Raw genomic sequence first — 17,185 nt, 5'->3', positions numbered from 1 at the left:
TTTTTAGCTATTCTTATTTTGATAGATATATTTAAGAAATTGAAAAAAGAATAAATGAAATTCAATCTAATTGTTATTCGAACAAAAGAGCCTCAGTTACTAAAAAAGCAATATGAATTGCTTGGATTTAAATTTGACTATCACCAACATGGGAAAGGGCCACTTCATTATGCGAGTGAAAAGGATGGTTTTGTCTTTGAAATTTATCCATTAACAAAATCAATGAAAGAAGCAGACAGCTCACTCAGGCTAGGAATTTCAGTTGAAAGCCTAGATTTAACAATCAAGCATATCAAGAACTCAAGTTGGAAAATTATTTCGGATATCAAAGACACAGAATGGGGTTTAACTGCTATAATTCAGGATATGGATGGTAGAAAAATCGAATTAAAAAACACTTAAAACAATACCCATGAACTACAGAACATTAGGTAAAACAGGATATAAAGTTTCAGAAGTATCGCTAGGCACTTGGCAGGTGGGCGGCAGATGGGGAGCTGATTTTGATCAGAAGAATGCGGAAGCCATTATCCATAAAGCCATAGACGAAGGAGTGAATTTCATTGATACTGCCGATGTGTATGGAGATGGATTAAGTGAAAAGATTGTGGGAGCAGTAGTCAGAAGCCGTTCGGAAGAGGTGCTGGTTGCCACCAAAAGTGGGCGCAGACTGAATCCTCATAATGCTGAAGGCTACAACTCAAAAACCATCGAAAGTTTCATTGACGATAGCTTGAAAAACTCTGGGCTGGATACGCTCGACCTTTTGCAACTGCACTGCCCTCCTACTTCTGTGTACCAAAAAGATGAGGTATTTGAAGCCTTAGATAAAATAAAGGAAAAAGGGAAAATCCGCCACTATGGAGTGAGTGTGGAGAAAGTAGAGGAAGCTATTATGGCGATGAACTACTCTGGCGTGGCGACTGTACAAATCATTTTCAACATGTTCCGCCCAAAGCCTGCCGAGGAATTCTTCCCCCTAGCCAAGGCAAATAATGTGGGGATTTTGGCGAGAGTTCCCCTTGCCAGCGGTTTGCTTAGCGGAAAAATAACCAAGGAAACTACCTTCGCCAGCGAAGACCATCGGAACTTCAACCGAGATGGAAAATTCTTCGATAAAGGGGAAACTTTCTCTGGTGTTCCACTCGAACTCGGGTTTGCTGCTTTGGAAAGGGTTCAGAAATTATTTGGGGAAACCCTAATCGCTCCACAAGCCCTCAAATGGGTGCTGATGTTCGATGCGGTGAGTTGCGTAATCCCAGGAGCTAGCCGACCTAGCCAAGCCGAAGCCAACATCAGCGTAAGCAACCTGCCTGACCTAACGGCAGCTCAAATGGAAGAAGTTCAAAAGATTTACGACGAGCTGTTGAAAGATAGTATTCATCCGAATTGGTAGGAATTTTTCTTAGTTACTTTCCACTAAGGTTGTGGGCAGTCGAAACAAGCACAACGAAACTTCCTTGCATTACTCAAAACAAAATTTGCTTACTTACCTACTAGTAAGTAATATTGCAAGATATGTCAGAAATGAGAGAGCAAATTTTGGATTTGGCGGAGGTATTGATTCGCTCTAAGGGATATAATGCCTTTAGCTACAAAGATATATCCACGCCTTTAGAAGTAAAAAATGCTGCGATTCACTACCATTTCCCCACCAAAGCAGATTTGGGCAAAGCCATTATCGACAGAACGATGGAAAAATTTGCTGTGGAAAAAGTGAATTGGAGTGTGCTTCCGCCGCTCAAGCAGCTTGAAGCTTTCATTGGCATCTATGACAAAAGCTATGCAAGTAAACTAGCTTGTTTCATGGGAGCGATGGGCTCGGCATACGAAACCTTCCCTCCTAAAATGCAGGAATCACTTACGGCAGCTAGCCAAGAAATAAGAGTTTGGCTGAGAGAGGTTTTTGAAAACGGCAGAAAACTAGGCAATTTCAACTTTAAGGGCGAGGCTTCGGACAAAGCCGATGAAGTAGTTTCAGCGCTACTTTCTTCCCTGATTCTAAGCAGGGTGACCAAAGAAAATGTGCTCGCCACAGTCAAAAGATCTATTCTGGAAAATATCTAAAAACTATATAAGCTAGTTCAGTCAATATTTTTGTGGTTAAAAAAATTTGATTTTAAAACTTACTTACTAATAAGTATAATCATGAAACATCCTAAAGAAATACGAGTATGTGTTACGGGCATGGGAGCTTTGACTCCTATTGGTAATTCGGTAAATGAGTTTTGGGACAATGCGATTGCAGGAAAAAGCGGTGCTGCTCCCATCTCCAAGTTTGATGTAAGTAACTTCAAAGTAAAGTTCGCCTGCGAGGTAAAAGAATTTGAGCCTGAAAAGTATCTGGTCAGAAATGAAATTAGAAAGAGCGATCCTTTTACCCAATATGCACTTTATGCAGCAACAGAAGCAATGGAAGACAGCGGCATTGATATAGAAAAAATGTCGCCTTACGATATGGGAGTGATCTGGGGATCAGGGCAAGGAGGCATGCAGACTTTTGAAGACGAGGTGAAAGGCTATGTCGCAAACGACCTAAACCCAAGGTTCAATCCCTTTTTCGTACCCAAACTCATCGCCAATATGGCTTCGGGGATGATCTCCATGAAATTTGGACTGATGGGGATCAACTACACCACGGTTTCGGCTTGTGCAACTTCCAACTCAGCCATTATGGATGCCTACAACTACATCAAACTTGGAAAGGCAAAAGCATTTATTACGGGTGGATCGGAAGCTCCAATTACGGAAGCATCTGTGGGAGGGTTCAGCTCTATGAAGGCAATGTCCACCAACAATGAAAATCCTGTGGAAGCTTCTCGCCCATTTGATGTCAACCGGGACGGGTTTGTGATGGGAGAAGGAGCTGGCGCATTGATACTAGAAGAATACGAACATGCAAAAAAACGAGGGGCAAAAATATACGCTGAGATTGTAGGTGCAAGCATGACTGCCGATGCCTATCACATGACTTCTACTCACCCCGAAGGACTAGGCGCATCCAAAGCAATGGAACTAGCACTGGCAGAAGCGGGTATTTCTCCCAATCAAGTTGATTACCTCAACGCACATGCCACTTCCACCCCAGTGGGAGATTTGAGTGAAATCAAGGCTATTACGAAAGTCTTTGGCACTGAAAGCGACTTGCACATAAGTGCAACAAAATCGATGACTGGGCACTTACTTGGGGCTGCAGGAGCTGTAGAAGGGATTTTGAGCATCAAAGCCATCAATACGGGACTGATTCCTCCCACCATCAATTTGGAACAGAAAGATGAAAAAATCCCTCAGGAGTTGAATATTGTAACGGGGGAAGCAAAAGAAGCGAAGGTAGATGTAGCCATAAGTAATACTTTTGGATTTGGGGGGCATAATGCTATTGTAGCTTTTAAGAAGATATAAATCAGAAGATATTGGATCAGGGAAATAAGGGGGACAAACAGGTAATAAATCTCCCTTATTTTCAGAACACTGTTCACATGTTTTATTAAAAAAGTACGTTATGCTAACAAGAATGAGTATTTCAATTAATAAAACAACAGATGAGAAAACTTCAAGTAGTAGTTATTTTTTTAATATTAATTTTTCAAGCATGCTCAAGCGATAAGCCCGATGTAATAACAACAAAATCGGGGCTTTATGGCTCAAAAAAAGGCGAGTTTTTAATCAAGTTTCCTGAAAAACCGAATGTAATGATACAAGAAAATATGTTGGCAAATCAAAAATTTGATGCGGTCACTTTCTTGTGCAGCATGGGAATAGAGCAAAAATACGTGGTTAGCTATGTGGATTTTCCTCCTCCTTTTTTTAATTCGATTGATATTGAGCAGTTCTTTGACCAATCTGCTGAAGCAATGGACAGAAGCTCAGATTATATTACAATGGGCTCACGAACGGTAGGGGAAAATGACGGGTTCGACAAAAGCATTACCTACAAGATGTTTTCCCCACAAACCAATATCAATGGCCATATTACCATGAAAATGATAAAGGCTGGAACGAGGATTTACACCATCATGTATGCAGCCGCCAGAAACCGAGCAAGCAACGAAGTAGTTGATGAGTTTGTAAATAGCTTTAAGCTTTACAAGCCCAAACAATAGCCAAGCACCTCAGGTATCAAGTTTTGTAAAGCCCCTTTGTAGGGGCTTTATTCATTTCTGCCTATCTACTTTTAAACCTTCTACTCTTTTTTTAAGGGTTTGGGAACTATATTTACATGAACAAATGTTCATGTGTTTGTAAATAATATAGCTGATGAAAATAGTAAACAATACCGCATATATCGTAATGGCATGTCTCACCCTCGGGCTCGCCCCTTTTTTCCCAGAACCGCATGTGTGGGGAAAGCTAAAATGGGTAGCAGGAGGAGCGGTTGGCATGCAAGCTATGGATTATTTTGACTTGCTAATGCATGGGTTTCCATGGCTACTACTCATTAGACTAATTATAATTAAAAGCATTAACGCATTAAAAACCAGTAAATAAAATGTCAAAGTTCTCAAATTTGATCAAAAATTCAGATGTTCCAGTGTTGGTAGATTTTTATGCCGATTGGTGTCAGCCATGTAAGGTAATGGCGCCTACGCTGAGCAAAGTGGCTTCAAGGCTGGATGGCAAATTGAAAGTACTAAAGGTAAATGTAGATAAAAATGCCGCAGCAGCCCAAAAGTACCAGATAAGAGGTATTCCTACCTTGATTCTCTTCCATAAGAACAAGATTTTGTGGAGGCAATCGGGAGTAGTTCCTGAAGCGCAACTCATTAGGCAACTTGAACCTTTTTTGGGCGTGAAAGCTTAAGGTCGAAGCACAAAAATCACTAAAAAAAACAAAAGCCATCGAGTCTGATTGAGATTCGATGGCCTTTATATAATATTGCTTTTCCCAAGCAAATGCTGCTAGTAAAGAATCCTAAACTTGATAGTATCTTCAATTGCTTTTAGGTCTTTCATCACTTGCTTATCGTACTCTTTATCTATATCGGTGATCACATAACCAACTTGTTCGTTGGTTTTGAGGTATTGTCCCATGATATTGATCTCATGCTTAGCTAATACGCTATTGATCTTAGCCAAAATACCAGATACATTCTTGTGAATATGGAGCAACCTATGCGACTTTTCGAAGGCTGGCAACTGCAAGTTCGGGAAATTCACACTATTGAACGTATTACCCGTGTTCACATATTCGATGATTTTACTAGGTACAAAGCTGGCAATATTTTCCTGAGCTTCTAGTGTACTTCCTCCGATATGCGGAGTAAGAATTACGTTTTTCATACCAAGTAGATCAGACACAAATGGCTCTTGGTTATTTTTAGGCTCTTCGGGGAACACGTCGATTCCCGCACCCACTAGTTTTCCACTTTTCAGGTTGTCAGTAAGAGCTTTTATATCTACCACAAAACCTCTAGCCAAGTTCACCAAAATAGACCCTTTTTTCATCATGGCAAATTGCTCTTCGCCAAAAACCATCTTGTTTTCAGCCCTGCCATCTACGTGGAGAGAGACTACATCGGCAATACCAAGCAGCTCTTCCATAGAATTGCATTTGGTTGCATTGCCCAAGGCTAGTTTTTCTACCATATCGTAGTAATAAACCTTCATACCCATATTTTCTGCCAATACAGAAAGCTGAGCACCAATGTTTCCATATCCTACTATGCCCAACTTCTTCCCTCTAATCTCAAAAGAACCGCTTGCAGATTTATCCCATTTGCCTTGGTGCATGGCAGCCATTTTATCAGGAAGGTTTCTCATCAACATGATAATTTCACCGATTGCAAGCTCAACCACGCTACGCGTATTGCTAAAAGGTGCATTGAATACGGTGATACCTTTTTCAAGGCAGCCCGCTAAATCAATTTGGTTAGTACCTATGCAAAATGCACCAACTGCCATAAGGCGGTTAGCATTGGCAAGCACTTTTGCTGTTACGTTGGTTTTTGAGCGAATACCCAAAATAGAAACTCCTTTGATACGCTCTGCAAGCTCATTTTCATCAAGAGCTCCTTTCATCACTTCTACATTGTAACCCTCATCCTCAAACATCTTTTGAGCATTGGGGTGCACATTTTCTAGAAGCAATACATTAATTCTATTTTTAGGATAAGAAATAGCCATTGGCATTTTATTTACGTAAAGAACTTCGTCGAAACTTGGTGCGATATAGTCGGCAACTTGGCTCACCTTCTCACGGTTTATATTTTCTGTGAAAGCAAAAAACTTATCGGCGATCCCTGCTTTTTTGATCTCATAATCATTGTAACCATCACCGATCACATAAATATCCCCCTTTAGGTTCAGGTCTTTCATCAACTTCACCTTTCCATTGTTGCCAGCTAGTGGGTTACTTTTGTCAAAACCAATTATATTTCCTTCAGTATCGAACTCAAAATGGTTGGCATAGATATTCTCACTTTTAATGCCATATTGCGTTACAATAGGCTCTATAAATGCCACAAATCCATTGGAAATGATCAGAATATCGTCGGCATTCTTTGCGAAGAAATCCTTATTTCTAGCTATAGAATCGGTTACTTTGGTTTTAAGTCTATCGACCAAGGTGGGAAGGTGATCGCGATGAGCTCCAATAATGGCAATTCGCTCAGCAAGCCCCTCGGCAAAGGAAAGTTCTCCTTCCATAGCCCTATCGGTAATGTCCTTTACTTTGGAAAGAACAGGTCCAAGGCTTTCTTTGCCTGCATGTACAATGTCACATAGCTCGTCGAGTGCTTCTACTTTGGTGAAAGTACTATCAAAATCAATGATGTAGTATTTTTTGTTTTCCATCTTGAGGTTAGGAACTAGTCCTTAAAATAGTTTAATTAACGCTGATTTGATGGCTTGTAAGCTCTCACTCCATAGCCAAGTTATACCTAGCTGGCTAGGTTTATTTTTAAGGCTACAAAACTAATAAGATTCCTTGAAATTTGAACATTTTTGTAAAACCCTCCATGTTTTATTAGTAGCCTTTCAACAAAAACTCCATTTGAATAAGAAATTCAAATTTTAGCTTAAATACCTGAATCCTATTTTTATTTCTCTTTTAGGAGGTGTTTGGCACCGAAGTATACCACAAACCCTGCAGCTGTTAGTACATAGATACCCGTCCTTATCACTTCAGTGCTTACACTTGCTTCAGCAAGCTTATAGCAAAGCGCTACATTAGTAATATTAAATAAAACATGAAACAAAATAGTAATCAAAATACTCCGCTGATTGTTGTTGTAAATCACGGTGTAAACCACTGATAGTGCAAGCATCTGTATTACCCAAGCAAAGAAACGTGGGGTAAATAGCCCAATGCTAGCCATCACATTTCCCTCGAAAAACAATGGTAAGCACCAAACAATATGGAAAAGTGCCGTAAGCAAACTTGCCTGCAAAGCTGTCCACTTAAGCTGCATCCTGTCTAGGGCAAACCCTCTCCAAGCAGCTTGCTCGAAAATAGATGGGAAAATCATGAAAACTAGGTACATGAGCAAATTTTGGGAAACACTCAACTTGATGCACTCCCAATCTATAGGGGCTAGTCCAAACCCAGCTGATAAACCATAAGTTAAAAAAACTACTGTGGGATGAAAAAGCAAAACCAAAAGCAACCATCCTCTATTAATACGTTTTATATCAACTATTCTATCCCTAAAATCTTTCTTTATCCCTTCAGTAGTATTGAAGGTAGCCAAAAACAGCGCTACAAGAAAGGGAGTAATTACATAAGCAAAGCTTATTTTAGGGATTAAAAGAGTTACCCAACTGATGAGTATAGACGCCCCTAAAAAGTACCAGAGTTTTCGAGGGTCTTCGTTTTTAAAAATCTTATTGTCTAAAGCCATTTAGTATAAATTCTGAGCTATCAACATTAGTAGCTATGGTTGAATGAAGTTGCGAATTTACACAAAAAATGAAAGGTGGCGGTCCTTAGTTTTTACATCTTCCTCTTTACTATAATTTAGAACAAAAAAAGCTGCTCTTTTCAGAGCAGCTCTACTATTTTGGCTTCATGTATCAATATATCAATTTCTTGTTACTCGAGTGAGTTACCAATATTACTTTCATAATTGGCTCCTTCTTCAGACTTTTTGAGCTCAAGTTGCCTTTCCAGCTCATTTATTCGTCTTTCGTACTCCTCTTGAGTAGCTTGAAGTTCTTCTGTATTTTGCCTCATTTCTTCTTCTTGAGACCTTAACTGTTCGGCACTCAACTGAGACTCTTCTAGTAACTTTTTAGTCCTATGGTTTATTTTTACAGAAGCGATACTAGAAGCAGTATTTTCAGCTATTTTCTCTATAAATTCAACCTCATGGTCTTCAAATACTTTGAAAGAAGCAAGCTCTAGTACACCCACAGTTTCTTCATTGATTGACAAAGGAATAATCAAGATACTTGTTGGGTTAGCTTCACCTAATCCAGAAGATATACTTACATACTCTTCAGGAACATCAGTTAAAAATATTTTATCATTTTCTTGGTAAGACTGACCTACCAAACCTTCTCCTACATCTACTCTTTTCTCTAAGAATTTGCGCCTATCGTAAGCGTAGCAGGCTACCATTTCTAGGTGAACATCACTTCTATTATCATCATTTACAATGAAAATACCACCTTGGTTCGCCTCCACATACATGATAAGCTCTTGAAGAATATTATTCGTTACTACTTCTATATTCTCATGTTCGCTCCTTAAAATATCAGAGAAACGTGCAACTCCTGTAGCAATCCAGTTTCTCTTCTTATCTTCTTCAGACACCTTCTTCAAGTTATCTCTCATCAAAATGAGAGCATTACCCAAAATATCTTCTTCACTCAGTGGCTGATAAGAATTATCGTACTCGCCTTTACCTATTGTTTCGGCAAACTCTGAAGTAGAAATCAATCCTTTCACAAGCTTATCTACAGCTTTTTCCATCTCACCTATTTCATCATTCTTAAACTTAGAAGATTGGCTATCTGGAAGTACACCATGACCTAGCTTTATAATGACTTCTTTCAGTTTATTGATAGGTGTAGTGATTGAATTAGCAACAAATAATGCCCCTACCAATCCAAAAATCACTGTCAATATACCTGACACAGTATTTATAATTCTCAACTCACCAAAAGAGACTAGTAGACTTTTATCGGCAGCAGCGGCTTCAGCCTGCTTAGCAACCACCAGCTTAGATAACCTTTCAGAGATAGTTGCTGTTTGAATAAGAATCGTTTTTTCAATTAGGTCTTCTGCCGTGAATTTTGCCAAAGGATTTTGGTAATCGTCAAAAGAAACCAGTAAGGCCATGATCTCTTTCTCGCTGGCAAGCATCTCCTCAAAACTTGTAAAAATTGAATCAAGCTCACTTATATGCTCTGGGTTATCCCAGTTTTTTTTAAGGTTATTCAACCTAATTTTCAAAGTAGGATATAAGTTTTTGTGAAGATCTTTCAAATCTTTCTTATCATCCGTATTCGCTTGCAGATATACCCAGTTTGTCGAATACATTTTTGACTTCAGCAACAATTCCGAAAAATCGTGCAGTGCGGTAACACTAGGATTGATATCCTCAGAATTACTCCTGATAATAGCCTGGCTATTTTCTAGTGTAGTAAAACTGATAAGAGCATTGCATCCAAAAATCACAATCAGCAATAAGAAACCTGCAATGATCCTCGTCTTAATCGTTAATCTGAATTTATTCATTGTTTATGAGCCAAGTAAATGTTTATAGTTTGCGTCTCTATACCTCAAAAAAAATGGGGTTATCAGTTTAGAAACGCTGATGTACCCCACAAATTACTTGAGTATCGCCCTTTTTTAAATCAAAATTGCAACTTGTCTTAATTGCCCTGCAACCTTCAGTTTTGCTTTGTCTAAAGAAGAGACATTTAGTTCAAACTGGAGCTTATTCCCTTGCTCTTTAAAGTTGATACAACTGCCTTTGTCTCCAAGTCCATTTCTATCTGTAATAAGTAAGGTCGACTTACCTTCAAACTGACCTTTTACATCTTCAAAATACTTGCTTTGACTTCTTCCTAAGAAGAGTACATGGCAATCTTTTACTTGCTCGAAGCTATCATAGCTTCTTACAACGTATTTCTTTTTTCCGTGTCTTTTGAAACTGTTAAAGTTCTTAGATAATACCTGTGCCATTTGATCATCGCCTGCAACAGCAATAACAAACTCACCACTAGCACTATTATCATCAGGCCACTCAATGTACTTAAAGAAATGGTACATGAACATTTTCCTTATTTCATATCGGTTTGATGTCTGTGCTGGAAGGATACTCCAGCTAATAGCCATAAGAATAAGGGTTAAGAAAATCTTACGAGAATAATTCATCGTGTCTTAGTTTTAGTATAGAATTTAGTAAAGTGCTTATATTTGATAGCTTGTACTTATCTACGCTAGGCCATTTATATAAGTATCCTATCTTATTTTGATGCACAATGATTACATGTAAGTTGAACTAGGATTTATCCACTTTTATGACAAAATCTTCATATGCAAACGTATGTTAAGAACACTGAACTAATTCCCCAACACTCAATCTTTATTACAAACACACTTAAACAGTTACAAATATTCTATTGCCTATTATGACATTGCAAAATATTTATCACAAAATAAATCAATATTCCAAATATTAATTAACACTGCTTTATTCCCTGTATACACACTATTCATACTTTGCAAGTAAACTTGATATATTCGGATGACTAATTAAGATTAGTTAACTTTTCCATAGATTATCAGGTTACTTCAAATTTTAATTCAAACAAAATATTCACACTATCCACAAGTAGCTATACTCCTATCTCAAAACATTGATAAACAATGACTTATACTAAAAATACCAAGAAACGGGTAAAATAAAAAACTCGAGAAAAGCGATTTGACAGGCTATGTAATAAATGCTCAAAATCTAAATTTTTATAAACACTTATTAAGTCTGCGATTTCTACCTATCAGGATATTTTTCCTCTTAAAGTAAAAACCAAAAGCTCCTTTTTAGTTTAATCAATATCTTAAATACTTGCTTTTATTAACCCACTTCATTTCCAGCTACTACCAAAACATCTGCCTTATTTTTTGCTTATAGTAATGAGGTAAAAATGCTTACTTATGTATGTTCAAGTTTTGCTAGACAACAAAATAATATAATTCCAACCCTCATCTATGAAGTTCATGATGTTATTCAAAACCTACTACTTATTCGTATTTTTAGTCATTACAAGTTGTTTTTCAACGTCATCGCCTAACCCCCAAAGTGAAGACAGTACTAAAACTCCAAAACCTACAGAACAAGACATGACCACAACACCCTCTACCGATTCAACTTCATCTACTATAAAGTATTTAGCCTTAGGCGATTCTTATACAATTGGGGAAAGTGTGGCTACGAACGAAAGGTGGCCTGTACAACTTAGTAAAAAGCTAGAAGAGGAAGGGCTGAAAGTAGAACCTCCTAAAATAATAGCTACCACTGGATGGACGACTGATGAGCTGCAAAAAGCCATTAATGCTGAAAAGATCACAAATGATTATGACTTGGTTTCCCTCCTAATTGGGGTGAATAACCAGTACAGAGGCTATCCTTTTGAGCAGTACGAAAAGGAATTTGAAGAGTTATTGATACAGTCTATTTCCTTTACCCAGAACCGACCTGAAAGAGTATTTGTAGTTTCTATTCCCGATTATGGGGTAACACCTTTTGCCTCTGCCAGAGATAGCCAGAAAATTGCCCTAGAATTAGATAATTACAATGAAAAGGCAAGTGAGATTTGTGAAAAGTACCAAGTGGCTTTTTATAATATTACACCCTATTCTAGAACTGCCAAAAACGATGAGGCCCTGCTTGCTTCAGATGGGCTGCACCCTTCGGGAAAGATGTACACTGGCTGGGTAAATATTTTCTGGAAAGATGTAAAAAACCTGTTAGAGAAGTAGTTTATATTTTTCGGCATTTCAATATCAACTTTTCATTACCCAAGGTGGTGACTGCAAACAAATAAACATCACCGCCTTCGCCCAATCCCGTTTTTTGCCTAATTTGCTGCACACTCATGGGATAATTCCTTACGGTAATGTTGGCTTTTTTGCCAGATATTTCTCTAGAAAGCACCTTTTTGTTTAACCCAATACTCTTTTCAAACACAAAAATCCTACCTGGAAACTCATTTATCAATTGCTCTGATGCATAAATATGTGTGTGCGGATGAAGTTTGTTTAATTGGTACTTTTTAGCCACACTATTAAAGAAACCTGCTTTCAAAAGAGCTACGTTAGGTTCATAAATATACTGTAGCGGCTCAGAAAATACGGGTGAATAAGCTCGTTCATCATCTAAATAACCTTCAAAAAGATCCATTTTCCCATTCTTTTTCAGGTTTACCGCAACCAGTTTTGGGTTTACAACCTTGGTTTGATCCAGCTTGCAAAGTACTTCCTTGCATTCATTATCTACCGCCAACACATGAATTTCCGAAGGGAAGAGTGCTTGAACGGCTTTTTTTATATCAAGCATTGGGCTGAGCTTCACCAAAACTTCTTTAGACTTAGAAAGCAAAAGGCTCTTTATTTCCAACAAATTTGGCTCGCAATCTTCTAGTTGGAAAACCTTTTGGGCATGCTCATCTCGCCGAGCAGGATCAAGGTAAATCACATCAAATTGCTCTTTATTTTGCTGTAAATAATCCACTGCATTGCCACAAACCCCTCCAACATGCGCAAGTCCCAACGTGTTGAAATTTTGCTTTGCAACTTCAAAAAGAGCCTCGTTTCTTTCTACATACACTACCTTTTCAAACTTCTCTGCAAAAAAAGCAGTATCAACCCCGAAGCCTCCAGTCATGTCCAAAAGTGATTTCCCCACTACCAAATCCGCTTTGTACTTAGCCGTTTGTTCAGAAGAACATTGTTCCATTGAAAGCTTTGCGGGATAGATAATCCCCTCATTTTCTACCCAAGTCGGCAACTTAGTTTTTGCTTTTTTTCTACCTAAAATTTGCTCTACGGCAAACTGCATGGGAATATCAGGATAAGCCTCTTTCTTAAGCAAAAGCTTCAAAGGATCTTCATCCTGATGTTCTAAAATAAACTTTTTTATTTCTTGAGTAAGTTGCATATGTTGGGGTAGTGCTATACTTTTTCAACAAAAATGAATCTAATATGACCACTTCTATAAAAAGAATACTTTTTTCGATATTCCTACTGGCTTCTGTAGGGTGTAAAGCTACCAAAGATATGAACACCCAACAAAACCAAGGAATAATCGGCTCCGTCTCTTGGGTGCAAGGCAACATGATGCCAGGTCCCGACAAGCCCTCTTCAGCTAATCCAGAAAAAGGTATAAAAAGGGAAATCCATATTTTTGAAGTGATAAAAATGACGGACTTGCCCAGCCTCCAAAACAGCCTTTACCCAAGCATCCCATCCAAGCCTGTAAAAGTGGTAAAAACGAGTGAAGACGGCTCATTTAAAGTAGGGCTACCAGTCGGCACTTATTCGGTTTTCACCAAAGAAGAAGGTGGCTTTTTTGCCAGTATTTCCAACGGAAAAGGAGAAATAAACCCCATTGAAGTAACAGAGGGAACATTTACTGAAATGAAAATCACCATCAACTACAAAGCTGCTTATTAAGTTGAAAGCCCAAATCTTACGGACGAGAATAGCCCCTACTCCCAGTGGTTATTTACACCAAGGGAATGCATTTTCTTTCCTTTTAACATGGCTAATAGCCAAAAAAAAGGGAGGAAAAATCCTACTCAGAATTGATGATATAGATGCAGCTCGGACACGCCCCGAGTACCTTGAAGATATTTTCCAAACCCTCGACTGGTTAGGGATTGAGCCAGATGAAGGTCCATCTGATGTTTCAGATTTCCAACAAAACTTCTCCCAACATCTTCGTTTGGAAAACTACAACATACTTTTGGAACAGCTCAAATCCAAAAGTATGTTGTTTTCCTGCGACTGCTCTCGTTCTCAAATTAAAAAAGCGAGCACAAACGGGCAATACCCTGGAACTTGTCGATCGCTAGCCAAACCCTTTAATACGCCCAACCACGCTTGGCGAATTATCACCCTAAAAGAAGAAAACTATTCTGTCCCTGATCTAAAAAGTCCACAACCGACCTTCCCTCTAACGCAGCAAATGAAGGATTTTGTGGTGAAGAAAAAAGATGGGCTCCCCTCCTACCAAATCGCCTCCTTGGCAGATGACTTGTATTACAATATCAACTTTATAGTAAGGGGTGAAGACTTAGTTTCATCAACCTCTGCTCAGCATTTTTTGGCTAAAAAGCTCGACCTATCGCACTTCTTGCACACCCAATTTTTACACCACTCCCTCCTGCTCGACGCTTCGGGGCAAAAACTTTCCAAATCGGAAGGAGCTATTTCTATCAAATATTTGAGGGAAAATGAGATTTCAAAGAAAAACCTACTAAGTCAAATGGGCAAAGAACTCGGGCTCTTACCAACTCACTGCGAAAACTTGAATTCAATGCTTGATAATTTTGAAATCAATGCGTTTCTTGGGAAATAGAAAACGAACCTGATATAAAAATATGGATCGGAAACTTTACCTCATACCCAACTAACACTCCTCATTTTAATAGTTAAACCACTCTCAGCTTCCCCAAATACACCGAAACAGCAGCGACACAAGCCGTCTCCGTTCGAAGCACCCGCTCCCCTAAGCTGGCTAGCGCATAGCCCTTTTCCCTGAACAAATCCCGCTCCTTAGCCGACCAGCCCCGTTCTGGACCAATTGCCAACGCAGCCGAGCTTTCTTTAGGCGCAACCTTCGACAACCTGATACTCGCCTCGTAATTATCCAAGGCAAAAAGCGGTGTGCCCTCAGGTAAAGCATCTAGACATTCCCTCAAGTTTTTGTACTGGTTAAGAACTGGAATTTGGGTACAAAAAGCTTGTTCCGCCCCTTCTCTCAAATAATTTTTGAGATTTTCAGCCGAATAGGCTTTCGCCGAAGCATACGATTTCTCCGATTTTTCTCCTTGGAAAAGCATGATCCGCTCCACGCCTAGCGTTGTTACATCTCGGAGTATTCGCTGTGCATTTACTGGTCGCACATACGCCATAAGCAGCGTAATGGGATGTAGTTTAGGAATTTCTTCACCCAAGGCAAAGTCAATCTTCATCCCCTCTTCCGAAATTTCCACCAACCTGCCCTTTCCCCTAGCCCCGTTCACCAAGCCCATATCAAAACTATCTCCTACCCCAAAGCCAAGCACCTTCATAATATGCCTCGCCCGTTCATCTCGTAGGGGTAAAAACTGCCCCAGCTCTTCTTGCTCAAATAAAATAATATTCATGTGTTCCGCTTCTTTTTGAAAGGGTGAAAATAGGAAGGAAATAGAAGAGGCGGTAAAAAAACAGGTTCATTCAGCAAACAGAAAGAAAGAACCTATCGGTTCGAGCAGTGGACTTGCTATAAAACGAGCCAAAAGAAAACCTCTCACCACTCCCTCTTTACCCTCATTCCAGACTTAACCTTGCCCCTCTGCCTACTCATTTCCTGACTTTCTCACCGTTCCACATCTTTTTTTAACACCTGTATATCAACACATTGACCACATAACCACAAGCCTCTACCAAAAATAATTTATCACTTTACTTGCACTGAATTGATATTAATCGTAATATTGCAATATATAATTTACAAAAGATTACTAACCATGGGAATTACCAAAACAGAAGTATTCGGGGAGAAGGAAAATAAGATTGCGGAATATGCCAAAGCTTTTGCCCATCCGGCTCGTGTAGCTATCTTAAACTACATCGTTGCCAATAAGTCATGCATCTGTGGCGACTTGGTAGATGTACTGCCCCTTTCCCAGTCCACCGTTTCCCAGCACCTCAAAGAACTCAAGCGCATCGGCATCATCAAAGGGGACATCGATCCCCCCAAAGTTTGCTACTGCGTAAACGAGGAAAACTGGGAAGAAGCCAAGCAGCTGCTCGGCGGAATGCTCGCTTCTTTCCAGAAAGAATGCTGCGGATAATATAGAAGGTAGGGGTTAGTCCTTCTATTTCCTCAGCAATAAAACGAATGAACAAACTAAAAGGCAAGGAAATGAGAGGGCACTATATTTTAATTTTTAAACATACTTTTAATCAGATATTTATGTGATTAAAAAACCAAAGATTTTTTTTAAACCCGCAACCATCAGAAATATCTAAAAATTCAAGAGAAGAGTATAATTAAAAACACTCGTCTAGTTAGTTTACAGTATTTTTATTCATCGTTATATTACAATAAACAAATAAGACAATGGAGACACCCAATGAAATCAAAAAAGTAGTTAGAGAAAAATACGCCAAACTTGCAGTAAAAGAACAACCAAAAAGCTGCTGCGGAAGTCCAACAGGAGAATATGCCAACTTCAACGAGGACTATTCCAACCTAGAAGGTTACAATGCCGATGCCGACCTCGGCTTGGGTTGCGGTTTGCCCACCGAATTTGCCCAGATAAAAGAAGGCGACACCGTGGTTGACCTAGGTTCGGGCGCAGGAAACGATTGCTTTGTGGCAAGACAGGTAGTGGGAGAAAAGGGAAAAGTAATTGGTGTGGATATGACCCCCGAAATGATTGACAAAGCGAGGATAAACGCTGCAAAGCTTAATTTCAACAACGTTGAGTTCAGGTTGGGGGAAATAGAAAACTTGCCCATTGCCGAAGGCGAAGCGGATGTGGTAGTGAGCAACTGCGTGCTAAATCTCGTACCCGACAAGGTAAAAGCCGTAGCCGAAACCTTCCGTATTTTGAAGCCCGGCGGGCATTTCAGCATCTCCGATATTGTGACCAAAGCAGAATTACCAGCGGGCTTGCGCAAAGAGGCATCGATGTATGCGGGCTGCGTATCGGGTGCCTTGCCCATAGAAGAATACATGGGTATCATCAACAGCACGGGCTTCGAAGCGGTACAAATCCAGAAAGAACGTAAGATCAACTTACCCAAAGAAACCTTGGAAAAATACCTCTCGGAAAAAGAAGTAGAAGAATTTATGAAAGAAGATGCGGGGATTTTTAGTATCACGGTATACGCCCAAAAACCCGGAGGCAACACAGAACAAAGCACTGAGCAAAAAAACGAATCAACTGAGGAAGCTTGCTGCGGACCTACTTGTTGTTCTTAAGACTTATCGTTTCCTTTGTAGCCCTTTCTCAAACTTTACTT

At 39.4% G+C, this 17,185-nt stretch carries 18 protein-coding genes; 12 read left to right on the top strand and 6 right to left on the bottom strand.

The features are described from left to right. The first annotated feature begins 54 nt into the window (after positions 1–54). From R9C00_06330 to trxA, 7 genes are all read left to right on the top strand, one after another. Positions 55–402 (top strand): glyoxalase/bleomycin resistance/extradiol dioxygenase family protein, encoded by a 348-nt coding sequence (locus R9C00_06330; GenBank protein WPO37059.1) that lies wholly within the window; start codon positions 55–57, stop codon positions 400–402. 10 nt (positions 403–412) lie between these two features. Continuing rightward, entirely contained in the window at positions 413–1,396 is a 984-nt protein-coding gene (locus tag R9C00_06325; protein WPO37058.1) for an aldo/keto reductase, read from the top strand. Positions 1,397–1,518: 122 nt separating this feature from the next. Continuing rightward, on the top strand, positions 1,519–2,067 hold the full coding sequence (locus tag R9C00_06320; GenBank protein ID WPO37057.1) for a TetR/AcrR family transcriptional regulator: 549 nt from the start codon (positions 1,519–1,521) through the stop codon (positions 2,065–2,067). 81 nt (positions 2,068–2,148) lie between these two features. Then, positions 2,149–3,402, top strand: a complete 1,254-nt coding sequence (gene fabF / locus R9C00_06315; GenBank protein ID WPO37056.1) for a beta-ketoacyl-ACP synthase II — start codon at positions 2,149–2,151, stop codon at positions 3,400–3,402. A gap of 140 nt (positions 3,403–3,542) precedes the next feature. After that, positions 3,543–4,103 (top strand): hypothetical protein, encoded by a 561-nt coding sequence (locus R9C00_06310; GenBank protein ID WPO37055.1) that lies wholly within the window; start codon positions 3,543–3,545, stop codon positions 4,101–4,103. 154 nt (positions 4,104–4,257) lie between these two features. Beyond that, on the top strand, positions 4,258–4,488 hold the full coding sequence (locus R9C00_06305) for a hypothetical protein (protein ID WPO37054.1): 231 nt from the start codon (positions 4,258–4,260) through the stop codon (positions 4,486–4,488). A 1-nt stretch (position 4,489) separates the two neighbouring features. Then, positions 4,490–4,801 (top strand): thioredoxin, encoded by a 312-nt coding sequence (gene trxA / locus R9C00_06300; GenBank protein WPO37053.1) that lies wholly within the window; start codon positions 4,490–4,492, stop codon positions 4,799–4,801. 98 nt (positions 4,802–4,899) lie between these two features. Here the strand turns inward: trxA and serA are convergent, their stop codons facing one another. The 4 genes from serA to R9C00_06280 all read right to left on the bottom strand — a co-directional run bounded on the left by serA (position 4,900) and on the right by R9C00_06280 (position 10,282). After that, a complete protein-coding gene (serA, locus tag R9C00_06295; GenBank protein WPO37052.1) occupies positions 4,900–6,792 on the bottom strand; it encodes a phosphoglycerate dehydrogenase in 1,893 nt (630 codons plus the stop codon). Positions 6,793–7,037: 245 nt separating this feature from the next. Then, positions 7,038–7,838 carry a CPBP family intramembrane glutamic endopeptidase gene (locus tag R9C00_06290; protein WPO37051.1) on the bottom strand — a complete coding sequence of 267 codons (801 nt, stop codon included), beginning with the start codon at positions 7,836–7,838 and terminating at the stop codon, positions 7,038–7,040. Between the two features lie 191 nt (positions 7,839–8,029). Beyond that, positions 8,030–9,679, bottom strand: a complete 1,650-nt coding sequence (locus R9C00_06285; protein WPO37050.1) for a GAF domain-containing protein — start codon at positions 9,677–9,679, stop codon at positions 8,030–8,032. A gap of 114 nt (positions 9,680–9,793) precedes the next feature. Continuing rightward, entirely contained in the window at positions 9,794–10,282 is a 489-nt protein-coding gene (locus tag R9C00_06280; protein ID WPO37049.1) for a YfiR family protein, read from the bottom strand. A gap of 1,008 nt (positions 10,283–11,290) precedes the next feature. Here R9C00_06280 and R9C00_06275 point away from each other — a divergent pair. Then, positions 11,291–11,929, top strand: coding sequence for an SGNH/GDSL hydrolase family protein (locus R9C00_06275; protein WPO37048.1), 639 nt, complete (start codon positions 11,291–11,293; stop codon positions 11,927–11,929). A gap of 1 nt (position 11,930) precedes the next feature. Here R9C00_06275 and R9C00_06270 read toward each other — a convergent pair whose 3' ends face one another. Continuing rightward, the gene (locus tag R9C00_06270; GenBank protein WPO37047.1) at positions 11,931–13,106 is read right to left on the bottom strand and encodes an RsmD family RNA methyltransferase; all 1,176 of its coding nucleotides are present in this window, start codon (positions 13,104–13,106) and stop codon (positions 11,931–11,933) included. Between the two features lie 119 nt (positions 13,107–13,225). Between R9C00_06270 and R9C00_06265 the strand changes: the two genes are divergently transcribed. Together R9C00_06265 and R9C00_06260 are read left to right on the top strand one after the other, a co-directional pair. Further along, the gene (locus R9C00_06265) at positions 13,226–13,621 is read left to right on the top strand and encodes a carboxypeptidase regulatory-like domain-containing protein (GenBank protein ID WPO37046.1); all 396 of its coding nucleotides are present in this window, start codon (positions 13,226–13,228) and stop codon (positions 13,619–13,621) included. A gap of 1 nt (position 13,622) precedes the next feature. Beyond that, positions 13,623–14,528 (top strand): glutamate--tRNA ligase family protein, encoded by a 906-nt coding sequence (locus R9C00_06260; GenBank protein ID WPO37045.1) that lies wholly within the window; start codon positions 13,623–13,625, stop codon positions 14,526–14,528. A gap of 73 nt (positions 14,529–14,601) precedes the next feature. On the opposite strand, the gene R9C00_06255 is transcribed toward R9C00_06260, so the two are convergent. Then, complete coding sequence (locus tag R9C00_06255) at positions 14,602–15,318, bottom strand: 16S rRNA (uracil(1498)-N(3))-methyltransferase (protein ID WPO37044.1); 717 nt, start codon at positions 15,316–15,318, stop codon at positions 14,602–14,604. Between the two features lie 363 nt (positions 15,319–15,681). Between R9C00_06255 and R9C00_06250 the strand changes: the two genes are divergently transcribed. Together R9C00_06250 and R9C00_06245 are read left to right on the top strand one after the other, a co-directional pair. Continuing rightward, positions 15,682–16,008, top strand: a complete 327-nt coding sequence (locus tag R9C00_06250; GenBank protein WPO37043.1) for a metalloregulator ArsR/SmtB family transcription factor — start codon at positions 15,682–15,684, stop codon at positions 16,006–16,008. A gap of 269 nt (positions 16,009–16,277) precedes the next feature. Continuing rightward, entirely contained in the window at positions 16,278–17,144 is an 867-nt protein-coding gene (locus tag R9C00_06245) for an arsenite methyltransferase (GenBank protein ID WPO37042.1), read from the top strand. Positions 17,145–17,185 lie beyond the last annotated feature (41 nt).

The sequence above is a fragment of the Flammeovirgaceae bacterium SG7u.111 genome (assembly GCA_034044135.1).
Classification (GTDB): domain Bacteria; phylum Bacteroidota; class Bacteroidia; order Cytophagales; family Flammeovirgaceae.
Note: the sequence above shows the minus strand (reverse complement) of the source record. Positions and strands in the feature narration are given on the sequence as shown.

Coding starts and splice junctions, on each gene's coding strand:
- R9C00_06270 (WPO37047.1), bottom strand. CDS start 13,106: ATGCAACTTACTCAAGAAATAAAAAAGTTTATTTTAGAACATCAGGAT.
- serA (WPO37052.1), bottom strand. CDS start 6,792: ATGGAAAACAAAAAATACTACATCATTGATTTTGATAGTACTTTCACC.
- trxA (WPO37053.1), top strand. CDS start 4,490: ATGTCAAAGTTCTCAAATTTGATCAAAAATTCAGATGTTCCAGTGTTG.
- R9C00_06245 (WPO37042.1), top strand. CDS start 16,278: ATGGAGACACCCAATGAAATCAAAAAAGTAGTTAGAGAAAAATACGCC.
- R9C00_06290 (WPO37051.1), bottom strand. CDS start 7,838: ATGGCTTTAGACAATAAGATTTTTAAAAACGAAGACCCTCGAAAACTC.
- R9C00_06250 (WPO37043.1), top strand. CDS start 15,682: ATGGGAATTACCAAAACAGAAGTATTCGGGGAGAAGGAAAATAAGATT.
- fabF (WPO37056.1), top strand. CDS start 2,149: ATGAAACATCCTAAAGAAATACGAGTATGTGTTACGGGCATGGGAGCT.
- R9C00_06280 (WPO37049.1), bottom strand. CDS start 10,282: ATGGCTATTAGCTGGAGTATCCTTCCAGCACAGACATCAAACCGATAT.
- R9C00_06255 (WPO37044.1), bottom strand. CDS start 15,318: ATGAATATTATTTTATTTGAGCAAGAAGAGCTGGGGCAGTTTTTACCC.
- R9C00_06330 (WPO37059.1), top strand. CDS start 55: ATGAAATTCAATCTAATTGTTATTCGAACAAAAGAGCCTCAGTTACTA.
- R9C00_06285 (WPO37050.1), bottom strand. CDS start 9,679: ATGAATAAATTCAGATTAACGATTAAGACGAGGATCATTGCAGGTTTC.
- R9C00_06325 (WPO37058.1), top strand. CDS start 413: ATGAACTACAGAACATTAGGTAAAACAGGATATAAAGTTTCAGAAGTA.
- R9C00_06320 (WPO37057.1), top strand. CDS start 1,519: ATGTCAGAAATGAGAGAGCAAATTTTGGATTTGGCGGAGGTATTGATT.
- R9C00_06310 (WPO37055.1), top strand. CDS start 3,543: ATGAGAAAACTTCAAGTAGTAGTTATTTTTTTAATATTAATTTTTCAA.
- R9C00_06305 (WPO37054.1), top strand. CDS start 4,258: ATGAAAATAGTAAACAATACCGCATATATCGTAATGGCATGTCTCACC.
- R9C00_06265 (WPO37046.1), top strand. CDS start 13,226: ATGAACACCCAACAAAACCAAGGAATAATCGGCTCCGTCTCTTGGGTG.
- R9C00_06275 (WPO37048.1), top strand. CDS start 11,291: ATGACCACAACACCCTCTACCGATTCAACTTCATCTACTATAAAGTAT.